35 protein-coding genes and 1 pseudogene are annotated in these 25,411 nt (G+C 70.0%); 15 read left to right on the plus strand and 21 right to left on the minus strand.

Features of this window, described 5'->3' with window-relative positions:
- Together H7I41_RS13785 and H7I41_RS13790 are read left to right on the plus strand one after the other, a co-directional pair.
- A pseudogene (locus tag H7I41_RS13785) lies at window positions 1-237 on the plus strand (O-succinylbenzoate synthase); the annotation flags it as partial.
- Window positions 238-327: 90 nt separating this feature from the next.
- The gene (locus H7I41_RS13790; RefSeq protein ID WP_264013157.1) at window positions 328-1,698 is read left to right on the plus strand and encodes an amino acid permease; all 1,371 of its coding nucleotides are present in this window, start codon (window positions 328-330) and stop codon (window positions 1,696-1,698) included.
- Window position 1,699: 1 nt separating this feature from the next.
- On the opposite strand, the gene H7I41_RS13795 is transcribed toward H7I41_RS13790, so the two are convergent.
- From H7I41_RS13795 to H7I41_RS13820, 6 genes are read right to left on the minus strand one after another with little or no spacing between them, the layout of a single operon-like run.
- Window positions 1,700-1,906 carry a hypothetical protein gene (locus H7I41_RS13795; RefSeq protein WP_264013158.1) on the minus strand — a complete coding sequence of 69 codons (207 nt, stop codon included), beginning with the start codon at window positions 1,904-1,906 and terminating at the stop codon, window positions 1,700-1,702.
- A gap of 46 nt (window positions 1,907-1,952) precedes the next feature.
- Window positions 1,953-2,648: a TenA family protein gene (locus H7I41_RS13800; RefSeq protein WP_372503743.1), complete on the minus strand. Its 696-nt coding sequence runs from the start codon at window positions 2,646-2,648 to the stop codon at window positions 1,953-1,955.
- Window positions 2,649-2,675: 27 nt separating this feature from the next.
- Window positions 2,676-3,260, minus strand: a complete 585-nt coding sequence (locus tag H7I41_RS13805; protein WP_264013160.1) for a CHAP domain-containing protein — start codon at window positions 3,258-3,260, stop codon at window positions 2,676-2,678.
- A gap of 30 nt (window positions 3,261-3,290) precedes the next feature.
- Entirely contained in the window at window positions 3,291-3,722 is a 432-nt protein-coding gene (locus tag H7I41_RS13810) for an MOSC domain-containing protein (RefSeq protein WP_264013161.1), read from the minus strand.
- A 25-nt stretch (window positions 3,723-3,747) separates the two neighbouring features.
- A complete protein-coding gene (locus H7I41_RS13815; protein WP_264013162.1) occupies window positions 3,748-4,938 on the minus strand; it encodes an NAD(P)/FAD-dependent oxidoreductase in 1,191 nt (396 codons plus the stop codon).
- Between the two features lie 29 nt (window positions 4,939-4,967).
- Window positions 4,968-5,261 (minus strand): hypothetical protein, encoded by a 294-nt coding sequence (locus H7I41_RS13820; RefSeq protein ID WP_264013163.1) that lies wholly within the window; start codon window positions 5,259-5,261, stop codon window positions 4,968-4,970.
- Window positions 5,262-5,354: 93 nt separating this feature from the next.
- On the opposite strand from H7I41_RS13820, the gene H7I41_RS13825 reads away from it, so the two are divergent.
- The 4 genes from H7I41_RS13825 (at window position 5,355) to ripD (ending at window position 9,389) form a co-directional block, all read left to right on the plus strand.
- Window positions 5,355-6,878, plus strand: a complete 1,524-nt coding sequence (locus H7I41_RS13825) for a hypothetical protein (RefSeq protein WP_264013164.1) — start codon at window positions 5,355-5,357, stop codon at window positions 6,876-6,878.
- A 41-nt stretch (window positions 6,879-6,919) separates the two neighbouring features.
- Window positions 6,920-8,029: a spore photoproduct lyase family protein gene (locus H7I41_RS13830; protein WP_264013165.1), complete on the plus strand. Its 1,110-nt coding sequence runs from the start codon at window positions 6,920-6,922 to the stop codon at window positions 8,027-8,029.
- Window positions 8,030-8,090: 61 nt separating this feature from the next.
- Complete coding sequence (tpx, locus tag H7I41_RS13835; protein WP_264013166.1) at window positions 8,091-8,591, plus strand: thiol peroxidase; 501 nt, start codon at window positions 8,091-8,093, stop codon at window positions 8,589-8,591.
- Window positions 8,592-8,864: 273 nt separating this feature from the next.
- Window positions 8,865-9,389: an NlpC/P60 family peptidoglycan-binding protein RipD gene (gene ripD / locus H7I41_RS13840; protein ID WP_264013167.1), complete on the plus strand. Its 525-nt coding sequence runs from the start codon at window positions 8,865-8,867 to the stop codon at window positions 9,387-9,389.
- Window positions 9,390-9,396: 7 nt separating this feature from the next.
- Here ripD and H7I41_RS13845 read toward each other — a convergent pair whose 3' ends face one another.
- Together H7I41_RS13845 and H7I41_RS13850 are read right to left on the minus strand one after the other, a co-directional pair.
- Window positions 9,397-10,122, minus strand: coding sequence for an aminoglycoside 3'-phosphotransferase (locus H7I41_RS13845; protein ID WP_264013168.1), 726 nt, complete (start codon window positions 10,120-10,122; stop codon window positions 9,397-9,399).
- Between the two features lie 16 nt (window positions 10,123-10,138).
- Entirely contained in the window at window positions 10,139-10,873 is a 735-nt protein-coding gene (locus H7I41_RS13850; protein WP_264013191.1) for a CPBP family intramembrane glutamic endopeptidase, read from the minus strand.
- A 147-nt stretch (window positions 10,874-11,020) separates the two neighbouring features.
- Between H7I41_RS13850 and H7I41_RS13855 the strand changes: the two genes are divergently transcribed.
- Window positions 11,021-11,590 (plus strand): class I SAM-dependent methyltransferase, encoded by a 570-nt coding sequence (locus tag H7I41_RS13855; RefSeq protein WP_264013169.1) that lies wholly within the window; start codon window positions 11,021-11,023, stop codon window positions 11,588-11,590.
- Here the strand turns inward: H7I41_RS13855 and H7I41_RS13860 are convergent.
- The 3 genes from H7I41_RS13860 to H7I41_RS13870 are packed head-to-tail and all read right to left on the minus strand — an operon-like array spanning window position 11,585 to window position 13,832.
- The gene (locus tag H7I41_RS13860; RefSeq protein WP_264013170.1) at window positions 11,585-12,250 is read right to left on the minus strand and encodes a sensor domain-containing protein; all 666 of its coding nucleotides are present in this window, start codon (window positions 12,248-12,250) and stop codon (window positions 11,585-11,587) included. The genes H7I41_RS13855 and H7I41_RS13860 overlap by 6 nt on opposite strands.
- Before the next feature lie 50 nt (window positions 12,251-12,300).
- Complete coding sequence (locus tag H7I41_RS13865) at window positions 12,301-13,044, minus strand: DUF899 family protein (RefSeq protein ID WP_264013171.1); 744 nt, start codon at window positions 13,042-13,044, stop codon at window positions 12,301-12,303.
- A complete protein-coding gene (locus H7I41_RS13870; protein ID WP_264013172.1) occupies window positions 13,041-13,832 on the minus strand; it encodes a DUF899 domain-containing protein in 792 nt (263 codons plus the stop codon). Before H7I41_RS13870 ends, H7I41_RS13865 begins: the two co-directional genes overlap by 4 nt.
- A gap of 114 nt (window positions 13,833-13,946) precedes the next feature.
- On the opposite strand from H7I41_RS13870, the gene H7I41_RS13875 reads away from it, so the two are divergent.
- Both H7I41_RS13875 and H7I41_RS13880 read left to right on the plus strand, forming a co-directional pair.
- Entirely contained in the window at window positions 13,947-14,279 is a 333-nt protein-coding gene (locus H7I41_RS13875) for an ArsR/SmtB family transcription factor (RefSeq protein ID WP_264013173.1), read from the plus strand.
- Window positions 14,276-14,713 (plus strand): SRPBCC family protein, encoded by a 438-nt coding sequence (locus H7I41_RS13880; RefSeq protein ID WP_264013174.1) that lies wholly within the window; start codon window positions 14,276-14,278, stop codon window positions 14,711-14,713. Before H7I41_RS13875 ends, H7I41_RS13880 begins: the two co-directional genes overlap by 4 nt.
- 12 nt (window positions 14,714-14,725) lie before the next feature.
- Here the strand turns inward: H7I41_RS13880 and H7I41_RS13885 are convergent, their stop codons facing one another.
- Genes H7I41_RS13885 through H7I41_RS13895 form a run of 3 tightly spaced genes read right to left on the minus strand, consistent with a single transcriptional unit; the run spans window position 14,726 to window position 17,311 of the window.
- Window positions 14,726-14,902, minus strand: coding sequence for a hypothetical protein (locus H7I41_RS13885; RefSeq protein ID WP_264013176.1), 177 nt, complete (start codon window positions 14,900-14,902; stop codon window positions 14,726-14,728).
- 45 nt (window positions 14,903-14,947) lie between these two features.
- Window positions 14,948-15,721 carry an enoyl-CoA hydratase/isomerase family protein gene (locus tag H7I41_RS13890; protein ID WP_264013177.1) on the minus strand — a complete coding sequence of 258 codons (774 nt, stop codon included), beginning with the start codon at window positions 15,719-15,721 and terminating at the stop codon, window positions 14,948-14,950.
- Window positions 15,722-15,730: 9 nt separating this feature from the next.
- Window positions 15,731-17,311 carry a class I adenylate-forming enzyme family protein gene (locus H7I41_RS13895; RefSeq protein ID WP_264013178.1) on the minus strand — a complete coding sequence of 527 codons (1,581 nt, stop codon included), beginning with the start codon at window positions 17,309-17,311 and terminating at the stop codon, window positions 15,731-15,733.
- Window positions 17,312-17,377: 66 nt separating this feature from the next.
- On the opposite strand from H7I41_RS13895, the gene H7I41_RS13900 reads away from it, so the two are divergent.
- Entirely contained in the window at window positions 17,378-18,490 is a 1,113-nt protein-coding gene (locus tag H7I41_RS13900; protein WP_264013179.1) for a spore photoproduct lyase family protein, read from the plus strand.
- On the opposite strand, the gene H7I41_RS13905 is transcribed toward H7I41_RS13900, so the two are convergent.
- Window positions 18,491-18,898, minus strand: coding sequence for a nuclear transport factor 2 family protein (locus H7I41_RS13905; RefSeq protein ID WP_264013180.1), 408 nt, complete (start codon window positions 18,896-18,898; stop codon window positions 18,491-18,493).
- Between the two features lie 103 nt (window positions 18,899-19,001).
- Between H7I41_RS13905 and H7I41_RS13910 the strand changes: the two genes are divergently transcribed.
- Window positions 19,002-19,439 (plus strand): VOC family protein, encoded by a 438-nt coding sequence (locus H7I41_RS13910; RefSeq protein ID WP_264013181.1) that lies wholly within the window; start codon window positions 19,002-19,004, stop codon window positions 19,437-19,439.
- Between the two features lie 12 nt (window positions 19,440-19,451).
- On the plus strand, window positions 19,452-19,757 hold the full coding sequence (locus tag H7I41_RS13915; protein ID WP_264013182.1) for a hypothetical protein: 306 nt from the start codon (window positions 19,452-19,454) through the stop codon (window positions 19,755-19,757).
- On the opposite strand, the gene H7I41_RS13920 is transcribed toward H7I41_RS13915, so the two are convergent.
- The 4 genes from H7I41_RS13920 to H7I41_RS13935 all read right to left on the minus strand — a co-directional run bounded on the left by H7I41_RS13920 (window position 19,754) and on the right by H7I41_RS13935 (window position 22,344).
- Window positions 19,754-20,533: a DUF6498-containing protein gene (locus H7I41_RS13920; RefSeq protein WP_264013183.1), complete on the minus strand. Its 780-nt coding sequence runs from the start codon at window positions 20,531-20,533 to the stop codon at window positions 19,754-19,756. The genes H7I41_RS13915 and H7I41_RS13920 overlap by 4 nt on opposite strands.
- 101 nt (window positions 20,534-20,634) lie before the next feature.
- A complete protein-coding gene (locus tag H7I41_RS13925; protein WP_264013184.1) occupies window positions 20,635-21,177 on the minus strand; it encodes a hypothetical protein in 543 nt (180 codons plus the stop codon).
- Window positions 21,178-21,220: 43 nt separating this feature from the next.
- Window positions 21,221-22,030: a DNA-formamidopyrimidine glycosylase family protein gene (locus tag H7I41_RS13930; protein WP_264013185.1), complete on the minus strand. Its 810-nt coding sequence runs from the start codon at window positions 22,028-22,030 to the stop codon at window positions 21,221-21,223.
- Between the two features lie 26 nt (window positions 22,031-22,056).
- Window positions 22,057-22,344 (minus strand): DUF732 domain-containing protein, encoded by a 288-nt coding sequence (locus H7I41_RS13935; protein WP_264013186.1) that lies wholly within the window; start codon window positions 22,342-22,344, stop codon window positions 22,057-22,059.
- 210 nt (window positions 22,345-22,554) lie between these two features.
- On the opposite strand from H7I41_RS13935, the gene H7I41_RS13940 reads away from it, so the two are divergent.
- Together H7I41_RS13940 and H7I41_RS13945 are read left to right on the plus strand one after the other, a co-directional pair.
- The gene (locus H7I41_RS13940) at window positions 22,555-22,998 is read left to right on the plus strand and encodes a hypothetical protein (RefSeq protein ID WP_264013187.1); all 444 of its coding nucleotides are present in this window, start codon (window positions 22,555-22,557) and stop codon (window positions 22,996-22,998) included.
- Between the two features lie 28 nt (window positions 22,999-23,026).
- A complete protein-coding gene (locus tag H7I41_RS13945; protein ID WP_264013188.1) occupies window positions 23,027-23,455 on the plus strand; it encodes an SRPBCC family protein in 429 nt (142 codons plus the stop codon).
- Here the strand turns inward: H7I41_RS13945 and H7I41_RS13950 are convergent.
- Window positions 23,452-23,826 carry an Hsp15 family ribosome-associated heat shock protein gene (locus tag H7I41_RS13950; RefSeq protein WP_264013192.1) on the minus strand — a complete coding sequence of 125 codons (375 nt, stop codon included), beginning with the start codon at window positions 23,824-23,826 and terminating at the stop codon, window positions 23,452-23,454. The genes H7I41_RS13945 and H7I41_RS13950 overlap by 4 nt on opposite strands.
- Before the next feature lie 268 nt (window positions 23,827-24,094).
- On the opposite strand from H7I41_RS13950, the gene H7I41_RS13955 reads away from it, so the two are divergent.
- A complete protein-coding gene (locus H7I41_RS13955; protein WP_264013189.1) occupies window positions 24,095-24,937 on the plus strand; it encodes an EamA family transporter in 843 nt (280 codons plus the stop codon).
- A gap of 6 nt (window positions 24,938-24,943) precedes the next feature.
- On the opposite strand, the gene H7I41_RS13960 is transcribed toward H7I41_RS13955, so the two are convergent.
- Window positions 24,944-25,411, minus strand: a 468-nt coding sequence (locus tag H7I41_RS13960; protein ID WP_264013190.1) for an FKBP-type peptidyl-prolyl cis-trans isomerase, incomplete at its 5' end; no start/stop codon positions are given.

Raw genomic sequence — 25,411 nt, forward strand, 5'->3', positions numbered from 1 at the left:
GGGCTGGCGCTGGCGGGCGTGCTGCCGCAGCTGCGGTTCGCGTGCGGCCTCGGCACCGGCCTGCTGCGCGGCGGCGACATCGTCGGCGGGCGCAGCCTCATCCCGGTCGACGGCCACCTGCCGGTGGCGCCGATGCCCGCGGCACCCGACCGCGCGCTTCTCGAGCGGTTCGCGATCACCGATCCCGCCCGCGTCGCCTGGTGGCGCGACCGGTTGCGTCGCGCCATCGGGAGCTGACGTTTCGCGGAAAAGCGATTCGGGCAGACTGTCGGTCTGCCGTCGTGGGGACGGCACGCCGGGCATCCCTCCCCGAAAGGCGGCGGTGTGATGAGTGAGCAGACCACGACGGCCAACGGCCTCGGCACGAGCCTCAAGTCACGGCACATCACCATGATCTCGATCGCCGGGGTCATCGGCGCCGGGCTCTTCGTCGGATCGGCCAATGCGATCAAGGAGGCCGGGCCTGCGGTCCTGATCTCGTATTTCCTGGCCGGCACGCTGGTGGTGCTGGTGATGCGGATGCTCGGGGAGATGGCCACCGCCAATCCCGACACCGGGTCCTTCTCGGTGTACTCCGACCGGGCGTTCGGCGGCTGGGCGGGATTCTCCGTCGGCTGGCTGTACTGGTGGTTCTGGGTGCTGGTGATCCCGGTGGAGGCGACGGCCGCCGCGGAGATCCTGTCCAACCTCGTCGGTGGCGCCCAGTGGTTCTGGGCGCTCGCGGTCACGCTGCTGCTGACTGTCACCAATCTCGCCAGCGTAGGCAACTACGGTGAGTTCGAATTCTGGTTCGCCCTGATCAAGGTCGTCGCCATCGTCGCGTTCATCGGGATCGGCCTGGCCGCCATCTTCGGCGTCATCCCCGACTCGCAGGTGAGCGGCGTCCAGCAGCTGTGGGAGCCGGACGGCTTCATGCCCAACGGTTTCGGCGCGGTGATCGCCGGCATGTTGATCACCATGTTCTCCTTCATGGGCACCGAGATCGTCACGATCGCGGCCGCCGAGTCGCCGAACCCGTCGAAGGGCATCAGCAAGGCGGTCAACTCGGTGATCTGGCGGATCTCGCTGTTCTACCTCGGGTCGATCTTCGTGATCGTCGCCCTCATGCCCTACGACCAACTCGAAGACGGCTCCTACCAGTCGACGCTGGAGGCCATCGGCATCCCGGGATCGAAGCTGATCATGGATCTGGTGATCCTCACCGCGGTGGCGTCGTGCCTGAACTCGGCCCTGTACACCGCGTCCCGGATGCTGTTCTCACTGGCCGATCGCCGCGACGCACCACAGGTGGTGCGCAGAGTCGCCGGCAACGGCGCGCCGTGGGTCGCGGTACTGGCGTCGACGTTCGTCGGATTCCTCACGGTGATCGGCAACTATCTGTTGCCGGAGAAGATCTTCGCCTATCTGCTGGCGACCAGCGGCGCGGTGGCCTTGTTCATCTACCTGGCCATCGCGGCGAGTCAGTTCGTGCTGGGCAGGCGGATGCGCGCGGAGGGCGAAGAGCTGCCATTGCGGATGTGGCTGTTCCCGTATCTGACGGCCGTTGTGATCGTGTGCATCATCGCGGTGCTCGTGCTGATGGCGTTCGATCCCGGTCAGCAGCAGGCGATCCTGTTGTCGACAGTGTCGGCGTTGTTCATCGTGGGCGCCGGAGTCGTGGTGCACCGTCGACGCAGCCGCGACACCACACCGGTGTAGCTCATTCCTGTTCGCGCAGCGCGGCCCGGATCATCGGCAGCAGCCATCCCGACAGCGGCCAGACCGCGGCAAGCGCGATGGCGCAGGCCACCCCGACGAGGTTGAGCACGGTCCGGTGTTGCGGGTCGCGGGCGACGTCCGGGCGCAGCAGCAGGAAGGTGGTCAGCACCCATCCGGCCAGATACCCGGTGATCAGCACGACGTTCATGTCCCGCCGTTCTACCCCTCCCGCGAACCCGGCGCATTCCGGCAGGTCAGACCGGCCACACCTGCCTGCGGTGGGCGGCGTCGAAGAACATCCACTCGTAGCGGGCGGTGGTGGCGAAGTGTGCGCGGGCGACGGCTTCGTCCTCGGCGGTGAGTGCCGGCCCGATCCGGTCGGTGAGGTCGAGCACCTGCCTGACTGTCGCGGCGAACTCCTCCCCGCCGTAGCTGTCGATCCAGCGTTGGTAGCGAGGATCCGCCGAACCCCGGTCGGCAAGTGCGGCACCGACTTCGGCGTAGATCCAGTAGCACGGCAGCACCGCGGCCAGCCCGTCGGCGAAGGTCCCGCCGTACGCGGTGGCGATGAGATAGCTGGTGTAGGCGACGGTCGTCGGGCTCGCGGTGACACCGGCAAGGGCGGCGGCGTCGAGGCCGAGCTCGGGCAGCAGCGCGCTGTGCAGTTCCAGCTCGACGTCGAAAACCTCTGCGGCGTGCCTGCTGAACATCGCCGTGTCGGTCAGCGTCGGCGCCTTCGCGCCGACGATTGCCAGTGCGCGGGCGTAGTCACGCAGATAGTGGACGTCCTGCGCCACGTACTCGGCGAACACGCCGGCGTCGAGGCTGCCGTCGGTGAGGCCGATCAGGAATGGATGGCTGAGGATGGCGTCGAAGGTCGGCGCGATCTCGCGCCACAAGCTCGCCGACCAGGAGTGCGGATCCGACGCGCCGATGGTGGGGTTCGTCACGACGACCATCCTCGCAGCAGCGACCGCTCAGACGAGACGGCCGTACCCGAGCAGCCGCAGGCCCGGGCCGATGTCGACCGTCCGCACCCGGACCGCGCCTTCCTCATTGCCGCCCACCGTGGTCATGCTCGCGCCGTTGGCCGCGACCACCACGTTGGTGTGCAGGCCGAGCGGGCTGCCGTCGGCGTAGATCGCCACGTCACCGGGCGTCGGCCGGTGCTCCGGCCCCTCGAACCGGCCCGTCGACTGATAGAACTCCTGCAGCGTGTACACCCCGGGAATGCGCCAGCCGCCCGAGTGCGGATTGACCAACCCGACACCCGCCTCCTTCATCACCCAGCTGACGAAGTCGGCGCACCAGGGCTCGGTCACGCCGCCCGCGTACACCTCGCCCTCCGGCTGGGTCTCGAACTGCGCCTGCAGGATCTCGACGATGCGCACCTGCACGTCCGACAGCGCCGAGCGGTCGATCGCCGGGAACGGTTCCGGCCCGGCGAACCGTGCCACGCGATCGGGGACCAGAAGCGCGGCGGCGCCGACGGTCAGCACGGCGGTCACGGCGGCCAGCGTCCACCACACCCGCATCGCCCTGGTGGTGGCTCGACCGGTCATCCCGTCAGAGTAGGCCGCCGCGACGGCCGGTCAGTGCGCGAAAACGACGGCGTCGCCGAGGCGGATGGTGCCCGACGTCAGCAGCCGGCACGCCGAGCCCGCACGTCTCCGCAGGGCCGCCGCGGCGCCGGGCCCGATCTCGTCGTCGAGTAGCCGGCACGGCGCCACCACCCGCACCACTTCGAGTTCGACATCGCCGATGCGCAGCAGGGTGCCGGGGGCGGTGGGGATCTCCCCGGCGTCGACGGTGATGTTGCGTCGTGTCGCGGCCGGCCCGAAAGGGTGACCGAGGTCCTGGGCGGCCGCGTCGAGCGCCGTCTGGGACTGGATGGAGACGTGCCGGTGCCGGGTGCCGTGATAGCGATCGCCGATCAGGCCGCGGCCTCCCTCGGCGACAACCGAATCGACCGAACGCATCGGCAGCCGGCGGCCCGGGGCGATGTTGATGGCGACCACCTTCACCGGCGCGAGTGTAGGAGCAGGGTGTTCACAGTCGCCCCTTGAGGATCAGGTTCCAATAGCTGCGCGGCAGTCCGTAGCGGTCGAACGCCCAGGCGCTGCGCCGCGCGGCGAGCGGGTCGATGAACGACGGCAGCGACGAGGTGATCGCGCCGCTGCGGTCGAACTCGCCGGGGATGAGGCGGTGCGCCGAGGTGGTGACCGGGGCGACGGTGTAGCCGTCATAGGTGTCCAGGCGCTTACCGGCGCGGGCGGCGAGCAGGTTGTCCACCAGGATCGCGATCTGGCGCCGCAGTGCGCCGCCGGAGGGGTCGGTGTCCACGGCGGCCGCGTCGCCTGCCGCCCACACGTTGGCGTGGTCGCGGTGCTGCAGGGTCAGCGGATCGATGTCGATGAGACCGTGCGGCGCCCGGCCGGCGAGGCCGGAGGCCTCGATCCAGTGCGGCCCCCGGAACGGCGGAACGAGGTGGAGCATGTCGTAGGGCAGCTCACGGGTCGATCCGACGTTGTCCGCCACGGTGATTCGCTGCTCGCCTGGATCGACGGCGGTGACCGCGGTGTCGTGCAGGACGTGCACGCCGAGTTCGTGGCAGCGGCCGAGCAGCCGGTCGTCGAGGTCCGGCACGCCGAGCAGGCGGCGCCGGTCGATCACCAACGTGATGTCGACCGGTCGCGAGGTCTTGTGCCAGTGCGCGGCCGCCAGGAACAGCGGCTTGAGGGTGGTGCCGGTGCAACTCACCGGGGGCCGGGGCACCGTGAAGACGGCCCGGCCGTGCGGGGCGATTTCCTGCACCAGTCGCCACGTCTCCTCGGCCTGGTTCAGGTAGTTGCTGGCCACCGAGGACGTGGCCATCGCGGCGTCCACCCCGGGCAGGGCGTCGGTGTCGGGAACCAGCCCCGGTCCCAGGATCAGGTCCCGGTACCCGTAGCGCCTCCCGGAGGCGCACTCCACGACGCCCTGTGCGGCGTCCACCGCGACGGCCGAGTCGCGGATCCAGTCGCAGCCGCGGGGGGTGACCGACCGCTGGGTCCGTTCGGCACTCTGCAGGGCGGCCTGGCCGCCGCCGACGTAGGACAGCAGCGGACGGTAGGTGTGCACCTGCTGCGGTTCGATGACGGCGACGTCTTCGACGCCCTGCCGGATCAGGCGGGCCGCGGCGCTGATGCCCGCGTTGCCGCCGCCGATGACAAGGACGTCGTACGAACCGTCGGCAACCATGCCCGCGCTCTACCCTCAGACGGCGGAGGTCAACCCTTCGCCCGGGTCCTGGCCTGTTCGAGTTCGGCGATCAGGGCGTCCACCTCGGCGCGCCGCTCGGCCGGCACCAGCAGCGAGTAGAAGGTGCCGACGCTGACCGTCACCTGCAGCAGGTCCTCCTTCTCGCGGCCGAACAGCTTCTTGCGGCGGGTGATCTCGTCGACCCGGGTGTCGGAGTACTGGTCGGCCGGGTTGCGGCCACGTGACGATCCCGTCCTGAGTTTCTCGACCCAGTTGCCGTCGACCACGATGCTTTCCCCGTTGAGCCCGTCGATGCGGAACATGGGTGAAGTAAACCAGCGCGGAGCGAGGAGCGCGGTGACTCGGCGGCGGATTCGCCGCCGGGCCATGGCCCTCGACCGTGCGACGATCGGGTGGTGCCCGATTGGACCTACCACCCGTTGAGTCCCGTCGCCGGCGCCGTGCTCGGTGAGCACCGGACCCGGGTGATGGCGCTACGCCTGCTCGCAACACTGATCCGCTTCGCCGGCGGCCGGCGCTGGATCCCGCGGATGTTCGACCACCCGCAGTCGCCGCCGGAGTGGGCGGGCCGCTTCGGCGCGTCGGTGCCGCTGTCCGTCGCCCGCGACGCCGTCACCGTCCTGCCGGTGCAGGGTGCGGGGATCGTGGAGATCGGCCCGGTGGGCGCCGCGGACATCGACCGCCTTCGTGCCGCCACCGCGGGACGGACCTGCCGCGTCGTCGCCGTCGCCACCGACGACGCCACCGCGCGCGCCGCCGCCCCCTACGCCGACGACGTCACCGTGGGGGAGGACCAGGCGACGATCCGGCTTGACGACCCAGGGATCACCGGCGCCGTCGACGCGCTGGGGCGGGGTTCGACGGTGCTCGCTACTCCGGCGGTGCTGCTCGCCGCCGGGCCCGGCTGGTTCCACCGGGTGATCGAGGCGGCCACGGCGACGTCACCGCCGCCGCCGGCGCTGCGGGACGTACCGACCGACCCGCGCCGCTGGCCGGGCTGGCTGTGGGGCGTCCTCGTCGGCCTCGGAATGATCGTCGCCGGCGCGGGCGCGGCACTGATCGCGCTCGGGCCGGTGCTGCTGTGGTACGACCGCGACCACCTCGGCGCGTCGGTCGCCGACCTGCACGCCGTCAACCATCATCTCGTGGGCTTCCTGCAGCACGACCGGATCACCATGGCCGGCAACATGATCGGAATCGGCGTGCTCTACCTGGGGCTCGCGTGGGGCGGGATGCGGCTGGGACGCCGGTGGGCCCGCAACGCGCTGCTGGTCTCGGGTCTCGTGACGTTCCTGACGTACTTCTACTTCCTCGGAACCGGCTTCCTCGAGCCCCTGCACACACTCGTCGTGATCGTGTTGTTCCCGATGCTCCTTCTCGCGGTGTGGCGCGAGGTCCCGCCGCCGTCGTGGCGCGCCCCGACCGAGGGCGCCGAATCCGAACGGCGCCGGGCGTTGTGGGGACAGCTACTGATGATCGGGGTTGGCGGGGGCCTGGTGGTCGCGGGCGGCGTCATCTCGACCGTCGGTCTCACGTCGGTGTTCGTGCCGACCGACCTGACCTTCATGGACACCGATGCGCACACACTCGATTCGGCGGGCCCGCAACTGTTGTCGTTCATCGCCCACGACAGGGCCGGCTTCGGCGGCGCGCTGATCGGCGCCGGTCTGGCCGTCCTGCTGATCAGCATGTGGGGCTGGCGGCGCGGCGAGACCTGGGTGTGGTGGGGGTTGCTGGTCGGGTGCGCGTTCGGCACCCTGCCCGTGCTGGTGATCCACTTCTCGATCGGGTACACCAGTTTCATCCACCTGCTGCCGGTCTACGTCCTCATCGCCGCGACGGGTACGGCGCTCGCCCTGGCCAGGCCGTACCTCGCCGCGCGTGAGCCCGTGACCATTCCCACAACCGCGGCGCCGTGAGCGGGAAATTCGCCCCTCGTCCACGGCGTTGAACCGGACACATGACGACAGCCAGCATCCCCGCCGACCATGCCCCCGCCACCCCGACGCTGTGGACTCCTCAGCGTGTCCTGGTGACACGCTCGGCGTCGGAGACTCCGCACGGGGCCGCCATCGTCGAGCGATGTGACACCGCGGGCGTCACCGACATCACGGTGCTGTCCGGTGATCGGCTGCCGCCGGTGCGCGCCGAGAACGACCGGGCGGCCTACGCATTGGCCAAGCGCACACTCGCCGTCGTGGTCGCGCCACCCAGCAAGCGCCGGCTGCAGCCCATCCCGCCGAGCGCCGACTGGCGCATCGACCTCGCCGAGGGCTGCCCGGCGCACTGCCAGTACTGCTACCTCGCCGGATCGCTGTCGGGTCCGCCGATCACCCGCGTCTACGCGAACCTGCCCGAGATCCTCGCAGCGATGGACGAGCATGTCGGCCAGGGCACGATCACCTCGGCCTCCGAAGCACGCTCAGCCGAGGGCACCACGTTTGAAGCCTCCTGCTACACCGATCCGCTCGCGCTGGAGCACCTCACCGGCTCGCTGTCGACGACGATCGCCCATGTCGGCACCCGCGACTGGGCGGGCCCGGTGGGGCTGCGCTTCACCACCAAGTTCGACAACGTCGCCGTGCTCACCGGCCTGCCACACGACGGGCGCACCCGCGTGCGGTTCTCGGTCAACGCCGACGATGTCGCCCGCCGCTTCGAGGGCGGCACCGCACCGCTGGCGCGCCGGCTCGCGGCGATGCGCACGCTGGCGCTGGCCGGCTACCCCGTCGGACTGACGATTGCCCCGATCATGGCCACGCCGCAGTGGCGCGACGGTTATGCGGCGCTGCTGCGCGACGTCGCCGCCGCGCTCGCCGACGTCCCGGATCCCGGCCTCACCGTCGAGTGCATCACCCACAGGTTCACCGCGTCGAGCAAGGACGTGCTGCTGGGGTGGTATCCGCGCACCAAGCTGGACATGGACGAATCGGGCCGCACCCGCAAGTTCGGCAAGTTCGGCTCCGCCAAGTACGTCTATCCCAAGGACGCCATGGCGGAGATGCGGGCCTGGTTCGAGGCGGAGCTGGCCGAGGTACTGCCCGCCGCCCGCGTCCTGTACTGGACCTGAGCGCCGCGGGCCCGCGCACCCTGGCTCCCGATCGACGGTCGCACCTTGGCAGACTGGGGTCATGGCACAGATAACGTTGCGTGGAAATCCGATCAATACGGTAGGGGAGCTGCCCGCCGTCGGTTCAGCGGCACCGCAGTTCACCCTCACCGGAACCGATCTCGGCGCGGTGACGAGCGACGACTTCCGCGACACGCCCGTCCTGCTCAACATCTTCCCGTCGGTCGACACCCCCGTGTGCGCCACCAGCGTGCGGACGTTCAACGAGCGCGCCGCGTCCGGCGGCGTCTCGGTGCTCTGCGTGTCGAAGGACCTGCCGTTCGCCCAGAAGCGGTTCTGCGGCGCCGAGGACATCGAGAACGTCAAGACGGCGTCGGCGTTCCGCGACAGCTTCGGCGAAGACTTCGGCATCACGATCGCCGACGGACCGATGGCCGGTCTGCTCGCGCGCGCCGTCGTGGTGATCGGCGCCGACCAGAAGGTGGCCTACGCCGAGCTGGTGCCCGAGATCGGCACCGAACCCGACTACGACGCCGCCCTCGCCGCGCTGAAGTCCGCCTAGAACCCACCTCGTCCGCCGAACGTGCGGTCACTGCGAAGAATCGCCTCGATTCTCGCAGTGGCCGCACGTTCGGCGCATTGGGGCGCCCGCCCGAAAGGCGTCTGACCAGCCCCGCGATCACTGTTCGGTATCGGTACGGCATCTCCTTCGCCGAGACGCCCGCCCAGTTGGCATTCCGGCCGCCGCGAGTTGTAGAAGTGACTGTGGTGACAGATGTCAACCGACGCGTCGATGCGACGCGGCAGTTCTCTTGGCTCAGGGAGTGGATTTCGAATGAGGCGTATCTATGCCGTTGTGATCGGTGTGGCCATGCTGCTGGTGACCGCGGGCCACGCCTCGGCCGATCCCTACACCCGCTCGACGGCGCATCAGCAGGCCATCGACTACGTGATCGCCCGCGCTCTGGCACAGCGCGGGGTGCCGTTCGTCTACGGCGGCGGTGACGCGACCGGTCCGACCAGCAAGGCTGCGCGCAAGGATGCCGACCCCGCCGTCCTGGCGTTCGACCCCACCGCCACCGTCGCCGGCTTCGACGCGTCGGGCCTGATGCTCTATGCGTTCGCCGGTGTCGGCGTGAAGATCCCGCGCTCGTCGGGTGACCAGTTCCTGGCGGCGGCGAAGGTCGCGCCTGCGCAGGCGCTGCCGGGCGATCTGCTCTTCTACGGTCCTAACGGAACCCAGAGCGTGGCGATGTACCTGGGCAACGGGCAGATGCTGGAGGCGACCGATCCGGCGGTGGCCGTGACGCCGGTCCGCACCGCCAACATGATGCCCTACCTCGGACGCTTCATCGCCTGACCGGGGGTCAGGCGTCGCCGGCCTGCCACAGGCGCTGGTAGTAGTCGATCCGCACCGCATCGCGCTGCACGCCGTAGGCCGCGAGGAGCTCGTCCTCCCAGTCGGCGGGGCCGAAGTTCCACGACAGCGACAGCAGAGCGACGGCGATGTCGGCCCACCGGTCGGCGACTCCGAGGTCGCCGAGGTCGACGTGCCCACTGAACGCACCGTCGTCGCCGATCAGGGTGTTCGGCGCGCACGCGTCGCCGTGGCAGACCACCATCCGGTCGACGGGCGGCGCCTCGCCCACGGTCGCGCGGGCCTGGGCCGGCACCTCTCGCCGCAGCCGCGTCGGCACCGACCAGTCGAAGGGACACCCGGCGACGGGCAGGGTGTCGTGCAGGCGCCGCAGACCGGAACCGATGGCGCGGACCGCCGTTCGCGGCGCGGCGAGCCAGCGCGGGTCCACCGCCGAGCGTCCCGGCATGCCCGCAGTGTGCAGCCAGCCGTCGCCGGCGGCGATCAGGCGGGGGACCGGCGTGAAGTCGACCGCCCAGCGCATCCTCTCGGCCTCGGCGGCCAGCAGGTGCGGTCTGCCCGCGGGCGCGGTCTTGACGAATTCCCGGCGCTCGCCGGTGCCGACCTGGAAGGTGACGCCGCCGAGTTCGTTCACCCACACCGCGGCCACCGGCCTGCCCGCGGCGATGGCGTCGACCACAGAGGGCACCGGGATCGGACCGGTGGGTGCGCTCACGGAGTCGGCCGGCGCGTCAAGGGGTGGGCATGCGGCCGACCAGCGTGAGCATGATGACGAGACCGGGCAGCAGGTTGGTGACCGAGTGGGCGGCGATGCTGGCGACCAGGCTTCCGGTGTACAGCCGGGCCAGGCCGAGCGGAATCGCGACGATGAGAAGCAGTGGCGTCCTGGTCAACTCGAGGTGGGCCACCGCGAACAGCACGGTCGTCACCGCGAAGGCGACCCACCGGCCCCAGCGCCAGTCGATCGCACCCCACAGCAGCCCGCGGTACACGATCTCCTCGCACACCGGCGCCACCAGCACCACGCAGAGGAAGATGGCCACCGCCCAGGCCCATGACGTCCGGATGTCCCCGAATACCGCGCCCACCGCGGAGTTCGCCTCGGGTCCCACGATCGACAGATAGAGCGCCGCGGCGGGCAGCGTGATGAACAGCCCGCCGAATCCGAACAGCGCACCCCATCCGAGACCGCGCCACGTCCAGTGCAGCCGCAGGTCGATGCGCGGCCCGTTGCCCCGCCACCTCGTGATCAGCACCGCGAGTCCGGCGGCGCAGACGGTGGGCACCACCAGGACCGTCGCGATCTTCCCCACCGACGCCCCGCCACCCCCCAGCACCAGCAGCAACAGGAGCCCGACCGCCACGTAGGTGGTCACCACCACCAGGTACGCGCCGATGCCCCAGCGGTGCGGCCGCGCTGCGGGCGGGGCCGGCGGCGGGGCGGCGGCCTCGGGCGGCCCGGGCACGACGACCGGATTGTGTTCGGCATTCACGTCTTCGACGCTACTGCAGTCACGCGACACCGCCGATCGCCGAAACACCACCGCCGGCCGCAGCAGGCGCCCGTGTGTCACACTCTGCGACGGGCACACCGATCGGGCAGGGGTGAGCGCGTGAACGAGGCACACGAGCGCTGCGGCAGTGACGAGTGGCGGCAGATGATCCGGGACGTCATCCTGCCGTGGGCCCTCGGCAGCACCGATCTCGGTGACGACGTCCTGGAGGTCGGACCCGGCTACGGGGCGACCACCGACGTGCTCAGCCGGACTGTGGGCCGCGTGACGGCGGTGGAGATCGACGCCGACCTTGCCGCGATGCTCACCGAGCGCTACTCCGGGGCGCCCTCGGTGGACATCGTGCACGGCGACGCCACCGCGCTGCCCTACGCGGAAGACCGGTTCACCGGCGCGGCGTGTTTCACCATGCTGCACCACGTTCCGACGACGGAACTGCAGGACCGGCTGTTCGCCGAGGTCGCGCGGGTGCTCGCCCCGGGGGCGGCACTGGTCGCAAGCGACAGCCTCGCCAGCGACGAACTCGAGGCCCACCACGAGGGCGACACCTACAACCCGGTGGACCCGGACACGCTGGCGTCCAGGCTGGCGGCGGCGGGCTTCGAGGAGATCGAAGTGCGCACCAACCCGTACGGCTGGACCGCCACCGCCCGAGCGGTCACCTCATAGGCTGCTGCGCCCCGAGATGGCGTTCACCAGCGCCACGGCGTGCTCGCTGACACCCCCGTGGGACGCGCGGACGTCGACCACCACATCGCCGACGACCCGCATCGCGTGGGTGCTGACGTAACCGGTGTCGGACCGGACCCGGACCAGTTCGACGCCGTCGTCGCGCTGCGGTTCATCCATCGACAGCAGCCACGGCTCCGGGTCCTCGTCGGTGACGGTCAGCACCCCGCCCGCGCAGCGCTGCCAGGTGGCCACCGTCCGGTCGACGAAAGCGCGTGCGGCGGACGGGGTTTCGAACTCGATCACTCCCTGGTCCAGGTCGGCGGACTCGTCGTCGGCGTCCAGCACCGCACCACGCACCGCACCGAATCCGCTGCCGTCGTACACCTCGGTCATCGTGTTGGCCTCGACGGCAAGGCATTCGGCGGGGGCGTAGGCCTTGCCCTCGCGGAGTTCGAACAGCGAGCGGTAGGTGAACGTCGTCGTCAGCACCGCCGGCGCGACGATCGCGTTGACCTCCGTCTCGCTGAGCAGCATGCTCGTCAGCGGATCCACCGGCGGCGGACCGGCTTCCTCGACGGCGGGGGCGCAACCCGCGCAGCCCACCACCACGGCGGCCGCGGTACCCACCACGCCCGCGCGGATTCGACCTGGCCGCATGGGTCGATCGTAAGCCGCGCGGACCGAGGCGGACTGCACGAATCAGGCCGTCAGCGGCCCACACCGAGATCGTCGGACCGTCCCGCTTCGATGCGGGACCATTGCGGGATCGGCCGGCCGTCGCTGCGCGTGTTGGAGCCGTCGACCTGCCAGGGTTGCGGCCAGCCGGAAGGCGAGTCCTCCCAGGGCTCCTGCCGCCCGTATACGGTGAGGTCCATCAGCGCGAGGCTGTAGTCCATCGCCTCGACACCGCGCAGTGTGGTCCAGTAGGTCTCGAACAACCGGTCACCGTCGCGTACGTAGCAGACGATGTGCATCATTCCGGCCTGCCGCCCGACGAGCAGCCGGTCCAGGGACGGCAGGGCGGAGTACCACGGCACATCCCAGCCCATGAACTCGCGATAGCGCAGACTCTCGTCGAGCGGTCCCTGACAGAACACGGCGTAGGTGATGTCGCGCGAGTGCAGGTATGACAGCTCCGTGACCTGCGTGGTCACCCAGGTGCAGCCCTCGCACTGCTCGGGAGCCGGCCGCCCGGGGTTCCACATGAAGTAGTAGGCGACGAGCTGGGTGCGTCCGTCGAAGGCGTCGCGGAGCGTGAGGGGACCGTCCGGGCCCGCGATCTCGAGTCCGGCGTCCACCTCGACCATCGGCAGCCGGCGGCGCGCCGCGGCGATCGCGTCGCCCTGCCGGATGTGCGCCTTCTCCCGGACCCGCAGTTCGGCCAGTTCCGCCTCGAAAACGGCACGGTCGACGGGCGGGGGCAGCGGTGTTCCCGCTGGGATGCCGGTCACGGATTCGACGGGGCGCAGTGGGCGCAGGCCTGCGGCTCACGCGCGGGGCGGATGTCCTTCGGATCGTCGGGATCGGGCTCGCCGAACCACCGCGACGGCTCGCGACGGCCGTACTCGTCGTGCCAGCTCCACCATTCATGGGCCGGGCTCTGCGGATACCCCTGCGGCGAGTCCTCCCACGTCTCCTGGCGACCCAGCGCCGTCATGTCGAGGAAGCTCCAGGTGTTGACGAAGGCTTCGTCGCCACGGTCGCTGATGAAGTAGGTGCGGAACACCCGTTCGCCGGTGTCACCGGCGCGGATGAAGGCGTTGGTGCCGTGCCACTCATGCACCCCGAAGTCGACGTCGAAGCCGCTGTCCGGTTCGGCGATGATGGTGTACCAGGGGATGTCCCAGCCCATCCGGGCCTTGATGCGGGCGATGTCGGCCTGAGAGCCGCGTGACACGTACACCAGCGTGGTGTCGCGGGCGTTGAGGTGCGCGAGGTTGCCGATGTGGTCGGCCATCAGGGAGCAGCCGACGCAGCCGTGGTCGGGCCACCCGTGCAGGCCGGGATCGACGAACGCACGATAGACGATCAACTGGCGCCGCCCGTCGAAGAGATCGAGCAGGCTCACCTCGCCGTCGGGCCCGTCGAAGACGTAGTCCCTGTCCACCGCCATCCACGGCATCCTGCGGCGCTGCGCGGCGAGCGCGTCCTTCGCCCGGGTCAGCTCCTTCTCTTTGACCAGCATCTGCTGCAGAGCAGCTTCCCACTCCTGCGCGGACACCACCGGAGGCGTGTGCATCGCCCGTCCCCTCTCCATCACGGCGTCGGCCGTTGGCGAACACGCCGGACGTTATACAAATCAGTTGAACATTCCGGATCCACCACAACACAGGCGCCCGCTATAGTCAACAAAATGGTTGAAGATCAGGTGCTCGACCGCACCTACGGTGCGCTGGCGGACCCCACCCGCCGCCGTCTCCTGGAGACGCTGCGCGGGGGCGATGCGCGGATCACCGATCTCGCGGCGCCACTGCCGATGACGTTCGCCGGAGTATCGCGGCACATCGGCGTGCTGGAGTCGGCAGGCCTGGTGCAACGCGAGGTCCGCGGCCGCGAGCACTGGGTGTCGCTGCGTCCCGACGGGCTCACGCTGGCACAGCGGTGGCTCGACCAGCAGACAGACTTCTGGACCGCACGCGCCGACGCGCTGCAGGACCGCCTGCGCCGGAAAGGGCAGGCACGATGACCGAAGCGCCGGTCGTGCGGGTACAGCGCGTGATGCCCGCACCACCAGACGTCGTGTTCGACCAGTGGCTGGACCCGGAGTCTTTGGCGGAGTGGATGTGTCCGCGCCCGGACCGGTGCATCCACGTGTTCATCGACCCACGCGTCGACGGCCGGTTCCGCTTCGACGTCGACAACGCGGGCACCCTCGTGCTCATCACCGGGCGCTTCCTCGCCATCGAGCGCCCGCGCCTGCTGCGGCTGTCGTGGAGCAACTCCGACTGGCCGGATCCAACGGTCAGCAGCGTGGTCGAGGTGACGTTCACGCCGGCCGGAGACGAGCAGACGGTGATGGCCATCGAGCACGCGATGCTGCCGCCGCACGAGTACGACAACTTCCACAGCGGCTGGACCGCCATCTGCGAACAGCTCGCGGAGGCGCTGACCGGCGGGTGACGGCGACGCCGGTCAGCCGGGGATCTGGGTCTGCTGGTAGAGCGCGAGTTTCCAGCCGGCGTCGGTGCGCGTGTAGACGGCGTCAGGCAACATGACCCCGGCGTAGAACTCGGACCCGGTGCTGTTGCACAGCGAATCCCAGCCGGCCCGTTCGAGTTCCAGGAGCAGATCGAGCACTTCATCGGTCACCCGCGGGGGATACCCGCCTGCGGCGACATCCAAGACCATGAGCGGTCAACGGCCGCGCCAGGTGGGTTTGCGCTTCTCGAGCCATGCCCTCGGGCCTTCGGCCGCATCCTCGGTGGCGCCTGCCACCTTGCGCATCGTCTCGCCGAACCGGACCGACTCGATCCAGCCCATGTCCGCGGACCGCCAGGCGACCTCCTTGGTGGCCCGCTGAGCCAGGGGCGCCGCCTCGGTCAGCGTCCGTGCCCAGTCACGGGCCTCCTGTTGCAGCACATCGGGTTCCACCAGTTTCCACACCAGGCCGATCTCCTTCGCGCGTTGCGCGCTCATCGGCTTGCCGGTCAGCAGCAGTTCCATCGCGTTGGCCCATCCGACGCGCTGGGGCAGCCGGATGGCCCCGACGATCGTCGGGACGCCGATCGCCACCTCGGGATAGGAGAAGGTGGCCTCGGTGCTCGCGATCACGAAGTCGCAGAACAGGACTCCCGTCAGTCCGTACCCGATGCACGGGCCGTGCACCGCGGCGATGGTCGGCTTGAACAGTTCCATGCCGCTCTCGAAGGAGTTGATGGTCGGCTTCTCCCAGAAGGTTCCGCCGAAGGTGCCCACCACGCCCTCGCTGTCCTTCAGGTCGCCACCGGCGCAGTGCACGTCGCCGTTGGCAGTCAGGATCGCGACCCAGGCGTCCTCGTCGTCGCGAAACCTGTCCCAAGCCGCGTTGAGGTCACTGCGCAGCGCACCGTTGATGGCGTTGCGCGCTTCGGGGCGGTCCATCGTGATGGTCGCGACGTGATCGTCCAGCTCGTAGGTGACGAATGCCATGGCTGAACACTAGGTGCGCAGGTGTGCCGACTCCAGCGCGCCGTCGGCGATCATCGTCCGCAGGGCCCGGCGGTCCAGCTTGCCGCTGGCCAGCGTCGGGATGCGGTCACTCGTGGCCGACGCCCACCGGGTGGGGACCTTGTACGCCGACAGGTGGTTGCGCGCGTACGCAGCGAGGGCGGCGAAGTCTGTCGGGCCCGCCGCGTGCGCCGGTACGACGACCGCGCACACCTCCTCGCCGCGGTCCGGGTGCTCAACTCCGACCACCACGCACTGCGCCACGTCGGCCGACGACTCGATCACCGCCTCGACCTCCAAAGGGGCCACGTTGGCGCCCGCGGCCTTGATGAGGTCACCGGTGCGGCCGACGTAGAACAGCCGCGGGTCGCCGGTCCTGCGGTAGACCCGGTCACCGGTGTGGTACCAGCCGTCCCGGTCGAAGGTCTCCCACCGCTCCTTCTTGTTGTAGCCCGCCATCACCCCGACACCGCGGACCAGCAGTTCCCCGGTGGTCCCGTCGGATACCGGAACGCCGTCGTCGTCGACGACCGCGATGTCGGTGAAGACGAAGCCGCCCGCGGTCTCGGACATGGTGCGGTGCACCGGGTATCCATCCGGCACGTCGGTCATCGCGATGTCGAGCGGACCGTCGCGCAGCATGGGCGCACTACTCAGGTCGCGGCGGGCGAAGCTGGGGTGCTCGCGCAGCCGCTGGGTGAACGCCGGCCAGCCCACCACACCGGTGGCCCGTTCCCGCTCGACGAGGTCGAGCGCCGCGCCCGCGTCGAGCCGCGGCAGCGTGAGCACCGTGGTCGGTTCGTGCAACGCCCCCGCCGCCGCGAGCACGCCGCCGATCCAGAAGAACGGCATGGCGCAGAGGATGCGCGGCGGGCCGGAGGACCGTGAGATGGCCCCGACCGCGGCGGGCCAGGTCGAGGTCTGCCGGGCCAGCGTGCCGTGGGTGTGCAGTACGCCCTTGGGGTCCGCCGTGGACCCGGAGGTGTGCACCATGATGGCCAGGTCGGCGGGCGACACCTCGGCCTCGACGGCGGCCAGGATCTCCGGCGCCACCCCGTCCGCGGAGTCGTCGTCCCACACGGTCGCCCATGCGCGATCAACGAGCCCGGTCAGCACGACGCGGCGCAGATACGGCGCAACGGCCACCTCGACATCGCCGTCGCGCTGCGCGGCCAACCCCGGCAGCGCGGCTTCCAGGCGCTCCGAGGTGTCGGTGGTGAGGACCCGGGGCGGCGCCACCAACAGCCCGACGTCGGCCAGCCGCAACACCTTCGCGATCTCGGCCGGCGCGTACATCGTGCTCAGCGGCACCACGACCGCACCGATCCGGGACAGTGCGAGCCACCAGACGACCCACTCGGCGCCGTTGGGGAAGAACAGCCCGACGCGGGCGCCCTTGCCGACACCGCCGCGCAGCAGCCGTCGCGCGATGTGGGCGGACCGCCGGTCGGCGTCGTCGTAGGTGAGTCGGTCGGTGGGGGTGACGAGGTAGGGGTGGGAGCCGTGTTCACGCACGCTGCGCCGCAGGAGCGCCGGAACGGTCGGCGGGATCGCCGCCGGGATGGATGTCACAGTCCCGATCCTGCCCAACGACGGCGATCACGGAACGCCCGGGCGCCGCACCACGTTGAGGCAGGCATGACGTCGTCGCTTCACGACGAGGCAGCGGCCCGCCGGACCCCGGCCGATCTGGCCGACCGCCTCCTCGACATCAAGCGGATCTACCACGAGCCGGGTATCGACCGGTTCCCGCGCGCCCGACAGGTGCTCGACCGGTACGCCGGTGCCGAACTCATCGAGGTTCCGTCGCACCAGGCTATCCCCGGCCTGTACGGCAACGAGGGCAACGTCGAGGACTGGGTGCGCATCAAGCGCGAGGTGCTGGTGCTCGGCGAGAAGAAGAGCCTGGCAGCGCGCCGCAACGAACGGTCGAGTGACTGGATCGCGCCGTCCACCGCCAACGGCTGCGCCATGGCGTGCTCCTACTGCTACGTGCCTCGACGGAAGGGCTATGCCAATCCGATCACGGTGTTCGCCAACATCGAGAAGATCACCGGCTACCTCGAGCGGCACGCGGCACGCCAGGGCGCAAAGCCGGAGCCCGATCAGTGCGACCCCGTCGACTGGGTGTACGACATCGGTGAGAACAGCGACTGCTCTGTCGATGCGATGGTGTCCGACAACGTCCGCGACCTCGTCGAGCTGTTCGCCCGTGTCCCGAATGCCAAGGCGAGCTTCGCGACGAAACTCGTCAACCGGGACCTGCTCGACTACGACCCGCGTGGCGGCACCCGGGTGCGGTTCAGCCTGATGCCCGCGGACACGTCACGCACCGTCGACGTCCGCACGTCGAAGATCGCCGACCGCATCACCGCACTGGACGACTTCGTCGACGCGGGCTACGAGGTGCACCTCAATTTCAGCCCGGTGATCGTGCACGAGAACTGGCTGGCCGACTGGGCGGAACTGCTCGAGCAGATCGCCGACGGCACCAACGAACGCACGAAGCGGCAACTCGCCGCGGAGATCATCTTCCTCACCCACAACGAGGGCCTGCACGAGGTCAACATGGGCTGGCACCCCAAGGGTGAGGACCTGCTGTGGCGGCCGGACCTGCAGCAGCTCAAGCGGAGCCAGAGCGGCCAGTGGAACGTCCGGTACAAGACGCCGTGGAAGGGCCGCTGGGTGCAGCAGCTCACTGACCTGATCGCCACGACGCTGCCGGACTGCCAGATCCGGTACGCGTTCTGACTATCCGCGTTTCGGGGTGCCGACCGCGCTGGCCAGGTCGGTGTCGAGGAACGCGGCCGTGTCGTAGTACGTGCGGAACGCGGTGATGCTGCCGTCCTTCGCCTCCAGCACGCTCACCCCGTCGTAGCGGAACTCCGTTCCGTCCCGCAGGGTGCCCTCCGAGGTCCACTCCAGGAACGTCACGTCGTCGTCGGTGACCCGGTGCCGGAACGCCGCGTCGATGTCGCCGAAGACGTCGCGGTACTGCTGCCAGAACGCCCGGGCGCCGTCCTTGCCGCGCTGCCCGTGCGGCAGGCCGGCCTTGTTCAACGTCGCGTCGTCGCCGAACAGGTCCACCAGTGGATCGACGTCGCGGTCCCGGTGCAGCCTGTCCAGTGCGTTGACGAATTTCTGCGCCAGATCTTGCATGGTGCCGATGTACCCCGCGGCGCCGAGACCATGCGGCACGTCAGGCGTTCGTCACACATTGCGACTTTCGGACGTCGGCGGCCACGGTCGATAGAATGCCGGGATGGGCCGCGAGCTCCAGGTGACGTTCGACTGCGCCGATCCGGCTGCGCTCGCCGGGTTCTGGGCGGAGGTGCTGGGTTTCGTCGTTCAGCCGCCTCCGGAGGGGTTCGACACGTGGGACGACGCGCTCGAGGCGATGGGCGTGCCGCCCGACCGGCGCAACGATGCCTCGGCGCTCGTCGACCCGGATGGCCGCGGGCCGCGCATCTACTTCCAGCGCGTGCCGGAGGGCAAGGCCGCCAAGAACCGGGTGCATCTCGATGTGCGCGTGGCGCCCGGATTGAGCGGGGACGAGCGGATGACCGCTTTGGAGCACGAGCGCGAGCGACTGCAGGCCCTCGGCGCCACCCGGCTGGGCCGGCATGAACCCGCGCCCCCGCTGCAGGGCGGCCACATCATCATGGCCGATCCCGAGGGCAATGAGTTCTGCCTCGACTGACCGGTCGCACCGATGAGTGATCCGCCGAGAACCGCCGACGGGCACCACATCGTCGTCGACGGACGCAAGTGGCGGGCGACCGATCCGGCGATCCCCGAGGAGCGGCGGGCCGAGCTCACCCGCATCCTGATGGCGTGGCGGCGGAAGGTGCGCCAGGCCCGCGGAACCGATCGGGAATCGGCGGTGCGTGCGGGTGTGCACGCGGCCAAGGTTGCATTGGGGGAGCGGGGCACACCGTGGTGGGAGCAGACCGACGCGCAGCGCCGGGCACGGTGGGAGACCCCCGTCCCTGCACCCGATGACTCGTCACAGGACTAGCGTCGCCGTGCGGTCCACGGGCGCTCGTTGCGTTCGCGCCGCTCCGCTTCGTCGGCGCGGTCCTCGGCCCAGAAGTCCTCGAATCGCTCGCCCGGGCGGACGTTGGGGACGCGGTTCATGATGTTGCTGAACCATTTCGGCGGCGTCTTGGGCTCATACTGGGGCAGCACGGCGCTCAGCGATGCGAGCGTCTTGAGGACGACGAAGACTCCGAAGAACGCGCTGGGCGAGTCGGTCAGGGCGATGCCGATGAATCCGAAGATCAGGGTGAGGTGGACGACGACGACGCGGCTCAGCCCGCGCTGGGCGGTCTGTTCGAGCTGCCAGAACGACCACCTGCGCAGGCTGAACAGGTCGGCGAAGAAGTCGAGCGCGAGGAAGGCGAGCACGCTCAGACATCCGAATCCGACGCTGCGCCAGTCGACGTCGGCGAGGCGGCCCTCGCCGTTGCGGTTGAGCAGGAACAAGATCGCCGCGAGGAACACCGCGTGCGCCGCGCAGAACGCGAAACCGGTGACGGCGAAGCCGGTGAGGAACGAGGAGGTGTTGCGTGAACTGCGCCGGTCCGCGCTCGGCGCCACGTACCTGAAGTGACCGCTGCGTGGAGACCACCGCCGGTGCAACATGATCCGGGCCACGATGAACGCGCACATCGCGACGTTCTCGAACCAGTAGACGGCCAGCGTGGTGGGTCCGGACCAGTCCTCGAAGAACCAGCCGACGATCGGGACCGCGATCACCGCCAGCAGGCTCAGCGGGTGGACGAAACGCGTCACCCGGTGGCCCTGTTCGCCGGCATGCCCGCTCCTCTCCGCCGATCACGCACCGCGCAGTGCGCCCGTCGGAGATTAACCCGGCCGCCGAGGCGCCGCCGGGATCAGCGTCGGGAGAGCTCCGCCTCCAGCCGCTCGATCAGCGTCTTGCGGGCCTTGCCGTCGCGCTCGCGCTGCAGGGCGGAGGTGAGCTGGCGCTTGTCGAGTTCGCCGACGAGCTTGACGGCTTGGGCGACCGGCAGCTCGTCGAGCCGACCGACCGCGCGTGCGCCCTTGGCGGCCTTGGTGTTCGGCACGTGCTGCCTGCCGGATGCCGACGCGCTGCGCTTCTTGCTGTCGGTGGCTTTCTTCTCTGCCTCGGAGAGCTGATCCCATGCCTTCTTCGGCAGGTACCGCTTCGTCTCACCACGGTTGCCGCGGGCGCGCGCGCCGCCGTCCTTCGTCTGCCAGTCCTCCTTGCCCCACTGCTCCAGAGACTTCTGCCGGTCGTCTTTCGGGCCTCGGTAGCCGCCGCCCTGCCGCTCGTACTCCTGGGTCAGCAGCTGACTCTTGCGTGCCGACCACTGCCCCTTCTTGCCGCCCTTGTCCGAGGCCTTGATCTCTTCTTTGATGCGCTCCCGTAATTCGGGATCGGTGTACTCCGCCATGGAGGGGGAGATACCCGCTTTTCGGCTTGGGTGTTCCGCACTGTCACGGCGGCGGCCCGGCCGGGCCCGGCTGACAGTGCGGACACCACCAGGTGCGTCGCCGTTCCGGATCGTCGGGCACCTCGGCGACCACCCGTACCGTGGTCCCGCAGCGCAGGCACGGCCGGCCGGCGCGACCGGCCACCCAGTGCTGCTCACCCTTGCGACGTACCCCCGTCGTCACCTGCATCGCGCCCGGCACGGTGGCCGAGTGTCGAAGCGCCCGAGCGCCGAGGTCCAGCAGGGCCGGCAGGTCCACGAGTCGCACCGGCGTCCACGGGCTGTGGCCGCGCAGGAAGCACAGCTCGTTGGCCCACAGGTTGCCGAAGCCCGCCACGCAGCGCTGGTCGAGCAGGGCGGCGACGAGCGGGCGGTCCGGTTCGGCCGCGATGCGGCGCGCGGCTTCCTCGAGGTCCCAATCGTCGCGCAGCGGGTCGGGGCCGAGGTGTCCAAGGACGTCGGATTCGTCGCGGGTGCGCAGCAACTCGACCACAGGCAGCTTCACGCCGTAGGCGGCCGGCCCGTCGGTGCGCAGCACGACCCGGACGTCGGGCATGGCCGCGCGCGGCAACCAGCGCCCGGTCGGGGAGATGGTCCACGATCCCGACATCCGCAGGTGGGTGTGCAGGGTGAGGTCGCCCGACAGCCGGGTGAGAAGGTGCTTGCCGTGCGTGACGTGGGCCTGCACGGTCCTGCCGGTGAGGTCGTCCGTAGCGTGACTCGGCACCCGTAGCTCGCCGTGAGTCAGCGTGCGACCACGCAGCGCGCGGTCGAGTCGTTGCGCCAGTGCGTACACGGTGTCACCCTCGGGCACGCGTCAGCGCTCTTGACCGCGGCGACTCAGCAGTCGAGCTGGACGATGGCGGTGGAGACGATGTCCGTCGCGGAACCCACGGTGACGCCGAGGGGGTCGAGTTCCTTCTGGACCAGGCTGACGATGGTGGCCGAGCCGACGCCGTTGCGGGAGGCCTGGCACGCCTGATAGCCCGTGGTGAGCAGCTGCGCCTGGGACAGAAACGGGAACTTGTCCTGCAGGCGCAGGAAGTCGGCCTCGCCGGCGGCCGCGGGCGGTGCGAAGGCCAGCCCGGCGGATGCGGCGATGACCAGGGCTGCGAATGATCGGACCATGGGACTTCCTTCGGCTTGCGGCGGGATCGCACGATCGAACTGGCGGACGCTGACGCTGGTCATTGTCCACCACGGGCGGGCTCAAACATCGGGAAGTTGCGCTGCCGGTCGCTCACACTGAGGGATGTTGGGATCGGTAGCCGGCCGCGCGCCGTGTACTCGGGGCATGAGCAGCGCCATGGGGGCGGTGCCCTACGAGAGGATCCGACCTTGAACCGACTCACACGGTTCGTGACGGCGGCCGCGGTGTCCGGCGGAGTGGCGTTGACCGGCTTCGCGCTGGGCGCGGGCACGTCAGCCGCTCAGGGCCCCAGCTATCAGGGCGGGAACTGCCCGGTGGGGCAGACCTGCACGCACTGGTGTCCCGGCGATCCGGCCATACCGGGCGGCCAGGTGCTGACGTGGGACCGCAACGTCTGCCATGACTGGTACTGGAACTCCGAGGGCATCGTCGACGTCACCACCTGGACCATCTATCCCTGGTCCGGCGCGCCGCATCCGGCCACGCCGCCGCCACCGCTGTATCCGGCACCTCCGCCGCCGCCGCTGCCGCCGGGTACGCCCTTCTGCAGCCCGCGTGGATCGCTGATCATCATCCCGCCGATCTGCGATGAGATCGGCGTCGACATGCCGCCCGGGTCGGTGCGGCGTTAGTGATGGAGGGAGCAGAAGATTGCGGGTGGTGAGCGCGCGCCATTTCATCGCGGCGCCGATCGGCGAGGTGTTCGACTGGCTCGCCGACGGACGGAACTGGGCGGCGATCCCGGGAATGTTCTACGCCCGGGTCCGTCCCGTCGACGGCCCCGAGCCGTACGGCGTCGGCTCGATCCGGGAGTTCGCCTCCTCCGGTTCGAAGGTGACCGAACTGGTCACCGGATTCGAGCGGCCGCATTTCATGAGTTATCAGGCGCTGAGCTCGATCCCGCCGATACAGCACGGGGGCGGATCGATGACCTTCCGGGAGGTGCCCGGCGGAACAGAGATTGAGTGGGAGACCAGGATTCGGCTCGAGTCACCGGTGTTCGCCGGCGCGCTGACGGCGATGTATGCGCCGCTGGTCAAGCTGGGGTTCCTGATGCTGATGCGCACCGCGGCGCGCGCTCTGAGCTAACCGAGGCCCGCGCGCCACTTGTCGAGTAGCCGTCGGTCCCGTTTGGTCGGGCGCCCCGCCCCGCGGTCACGGACCGCCACCGCGATGACCGGCTCCGCGGGCCGCGCCGGTGTCCGGTCCAGGTAACACGTCACCGCTTCGGCCGCACCGACCCTCTTGTGGATCACCCGCAGCACCTCGACGATCCGCGTGGTGTCGGCCATCCGGACGCGGATCTGGTCACCGGGGGAGAGCATCGTCGACGGTTTGGCGATCCGGTCGTTGACGCGGACGTGGCCACCGCGGCAGGCCGCGGCGGCGTCCGGTCTGGTCTTCGTCAACCGCACCGACCACAGCCATCGGTCCACGCGCGTCGCCTCCACGAGACCCATCATGGCCGCTCGGCGGGCGCTCATCCAGCGCGACGGCGTGAAGTGACGGTGCTACGTTCGACGACGACAGCGTCTAGGGTTCCGACGCCTGCGCGTGCCTGGTCCGAGCGACGCCACCGCGACTCCCGACGAGTCGCGGTCATCTGAACGGACAAAAGCCTGGAGGATCTCCGGCGGTGCGCCGCGCCCCGCCGAGGAGGTCCATGATGCGCACAGGCACCCAACCGCACACACCTGCTTCGGCGGGCCGACCGGCGACCGTCGTCCGATGACACTCACCATCGCCCTCGCCGTGCTGTTCTCGGCGCTGTTGCACGCGGTCTGGAACTCACTGGCGCATGGCGCCAGTGACCGGCTGGTCGGCTTCGCGTTGATCGGCGTGGTGGATGCGGTGGGCGGGGCGGCGATGGCGGCGGTCGGCGGCCTGCCCCCGGCCGGCGCCTGGCCGTTCATCGTCGCCTCTGCGGCACTGCACGTCGTCTACAACCTGCTGCTGCTCGCCAGCTACCAACTCGGCGAGTTCAGCCAGATGTACCCGCTGGCCCGCGGCACGTCGCCGTGGGTGGTCGCGCTGGTGTCGATCGTGGTTCTCGGCCACGATCTGCCGATCGGCCAACTTCTCGGCGTGCTGGCGGTGTCGGCCGGTCTCATCGCCCTCGTCCTGGTCGGCGGGCGGCCGGGACGGCGGGAGCTGCCCGCGCTGGCGGTGGCGATGCTCACGGGCCTGATGATCGCCGCGTACACCGTGGTCGACGGTGTGGGCGTAATGCAGGCGCCACTGTGGTCCTACACCGGGTGGATGTTCCTCCTGCAGGGCCCGCCGATCGCCGTCATCGCGCTCATCCGGCGGCGACGCGCCGGGCTGTCGCGGTCGGTGCGCATGTCGGCGGCGTCCGGCGCCGCCGGCGGCGTGATCTCGCTGACCGCCTACACGATCGTGTTGTGGGCGCAGACCAGCGGTGCGCTGGCGCCCATCGCGGCTCTGCGGGAAACGAGCATCGTGTTCGGCGCGTTGATCGGCGCGTGGTTCCTCGACGAGAAGATGGGGGCGCGCCGGGCGATCGCGGCCGGTGTGGTGCTGGCCGGTGTGCTGCTGATCAGCCTGACGTGAGTCGGCTCAGCTCGAGGCGTCGAGGATCTTGATCGCGAAGACGAGCGTGTCGCCCTTCTCGATCCCGGCGCTGGGCTGGCCGTCGGGATAGCCGTCGGCCGAGGTCATCGCGACACCGACGGTGGAACCGACCTTCTGCCCGGCGATGGCCTTCTGGAAGCCGGCCACGACACCGTCGAGCGAGAACTCGACCGGGGGACCCCCCACGTAGCTGCTGTCGAACACCGAGCCGTCCCGGCCGTTGACGCCCATGTAGCAGACCGACACCGATGCGGTGTCCGCGACGACCGGGCCGTCGCCCGCCTGCAGGGTCTGCACCTGGGTTTCACCCACGCTGAACGGTGCGGTCACGGTGATGAGCGGTGCCGCCGCGTCGGTGGACCCGGTGACCGCCACGCTGCCGGTCGCCCCGGGCAGCGTCCACTCCGGCGCGGCGCCCTGCTCGGGCGGTGCCGACGGGCACGCCGCGGCGGC

The sequence above is a fragment of the [Mycobacterium] manitobense genome, from assembly GCF_025821665.1.
Lineage (GTDB): Bacteria > Actinomycetota > Actinomycetes > Mycobacteriales > Mycobacteriaceae > Mycobacterium > Mycobacterium arseniciresistens.

What these genes read in the sequence shown, in the direction of transcription:
- H7I41_RS13805 (WP_264013160.1), bottom strand. Translation starts at nt 3,260, where the DNA reads ATGACCGGTCGAGCCACCACCAGGGCGATGCGGGTGTGGTGGACGCTG.
- H7I41_RS13880 (WP_264013174.1), top strand. Translation starts at nt 14,276, where the DNA reads ATGACCGAAGCGCCGGTCGTGCGGGTACAGCGCGTGATGCCCGCACCA.
- H7I41_RS13795 (WP_264013158.1), bottom strand. Translation starts at nt 1,906, where the DNA reads ATGAACGTCGTGCTGATCACCGGGTATCTGGCCGGATGGGTGCTGACC.
- ripD (WP_264013167.1), top strand. Translation starts at nt 8,865, where the DNA reads ATGAGGCGTATCTATGCCGTTGTGATCGGTGTGGCCATGCTGCTGGTG.
- H7I41_RS13915 (WP_264013182.1), top strand. Translation starts at nt 19,452, where the DNA reads ATGAGTGATCCGCCGAGAACCGCCGACGGGCACCACATCGTCGTCGAC.
- H7I41_RS13925 (WP_264013184.1), bottom strand. Translation starts at nt 21,177, where the DNA reads ATGGCGGAGTACACCGATCCCGAATTACGGGAGCGCATCAAAGAAGAG.
- H7I41_RS13955 (WP_264013189.1), top strand. Translation starts at nt 24,095, where the DNA reads ATGACACTCACCATCGCCCTCGCCGTGCTGTTCTCGGCGCTGTTGCAC.
- tpx (WP_264013166.1), top strand. Translation starts at nt 8,091, where the DNA reads ATGGCACAGATAACGTTGCGTGGAAATCCGATCAATACGGTAGGGGAG.
- H7I41_RS13910 (WP_264013181.1), top strand. Translation starts at nt 19,002, where the DNA reads ATGGGCCGCGAGCTCCAGGTGACGTTCGACTGCGCCGATCCGGCTGCG.
- H7I41_RS13905 (WP_264013180.1), bottom strand. Translation starts at nt 18,898, where the DNA reads ATGCAAGATCTGGCGCAGAAATTCGTCAACGCACTGGACAGGCTGCAC.
- H7I41_RS13935 (WP_264013186.1), bottom strand. Translation starts at nt 22,344, where the DNA reads ATGGTCCGATCATTCGCAGCCCTGGTCATCGCCGCATCCGCCGGGCTG.
- H7I41_RS13875 (WP_264013173.1), top strand. Translation starts at nt 13,947, where the DNA reads ATGGTTGAAGATCAGGTGCTCGACCGCACCTACGGTGCGCTGGCGGAC.
- H7I41_RS13950 (WP_264013192.1), bottom strand. Translation starts at nt 23,826, where the DNA reads ATGGGTCTCGTGGAGGCGACGCGCGTGGACCGATGGCTGTGGTCGGTG.
- H7I41_RS13890 (WP_264013177.1), bottom strand. Translation starts at nt 15,721, where the DNA reads ATGGCATTCGTCACCTACGAGCTGGACGATCACGTCGCGACCATCACG.
- H7I41_RS13820 (WP_264013163.1), bottom strand. Translation starts at nt 5,261, where the DNA reads ATGTTCCGCATCGACGGGCTCAACGGGGAAAGCATCGTGGTCGACGGC.
- H7I41_RS13790 (WP_264013157.1), top strand. Translation starts at nt 328, where the DNA reads ATGAGTGAGCAGACCACGACGGCCAACGGCCTCGGCACGAGCCTCAAG.
- H7I41_RS13830 (WP_264013165.1), top strand. Translation starts at nt 6,920, where the DNA reads ATGACGACAGCCAGCATCCCCGCCGACCATGCCCCCGCCACCCCGACG.
- H7I41_RS13870 (WP_264013172.1), bottom strand. Translation starts at nt 13,832, where the DNA reads ATGCACACGCCTCCGGTGGTGTCCGCGCAGGAGTGGGAAGCTGCTCTG.
- H7I41_RS13815 (WP_264013162.1), bottom strand. Translation starts at nt 4,938, where the DNA reads ATGGTTGCCGACGGTTCGTACGACGTCCTTGTCATCGGCGGCGGCAAC.
- H7I41_RS13860 (WP_264013170.1), bottom strand. Translation starts at nt 12,250, where the DNA reads ATGCGGCCAGGTCGAATCCGCGCGGGCGTGGTGGGTACCGCGGCCGCC.
- H7I41_RS13900 (WP_264013179.1), top strand. Translation starts at nt 17,378, where the DNA reads ATGACGTCGTCGCTTCACGACGAGGCAGCGGCCCGCCGGACCCCGGCC.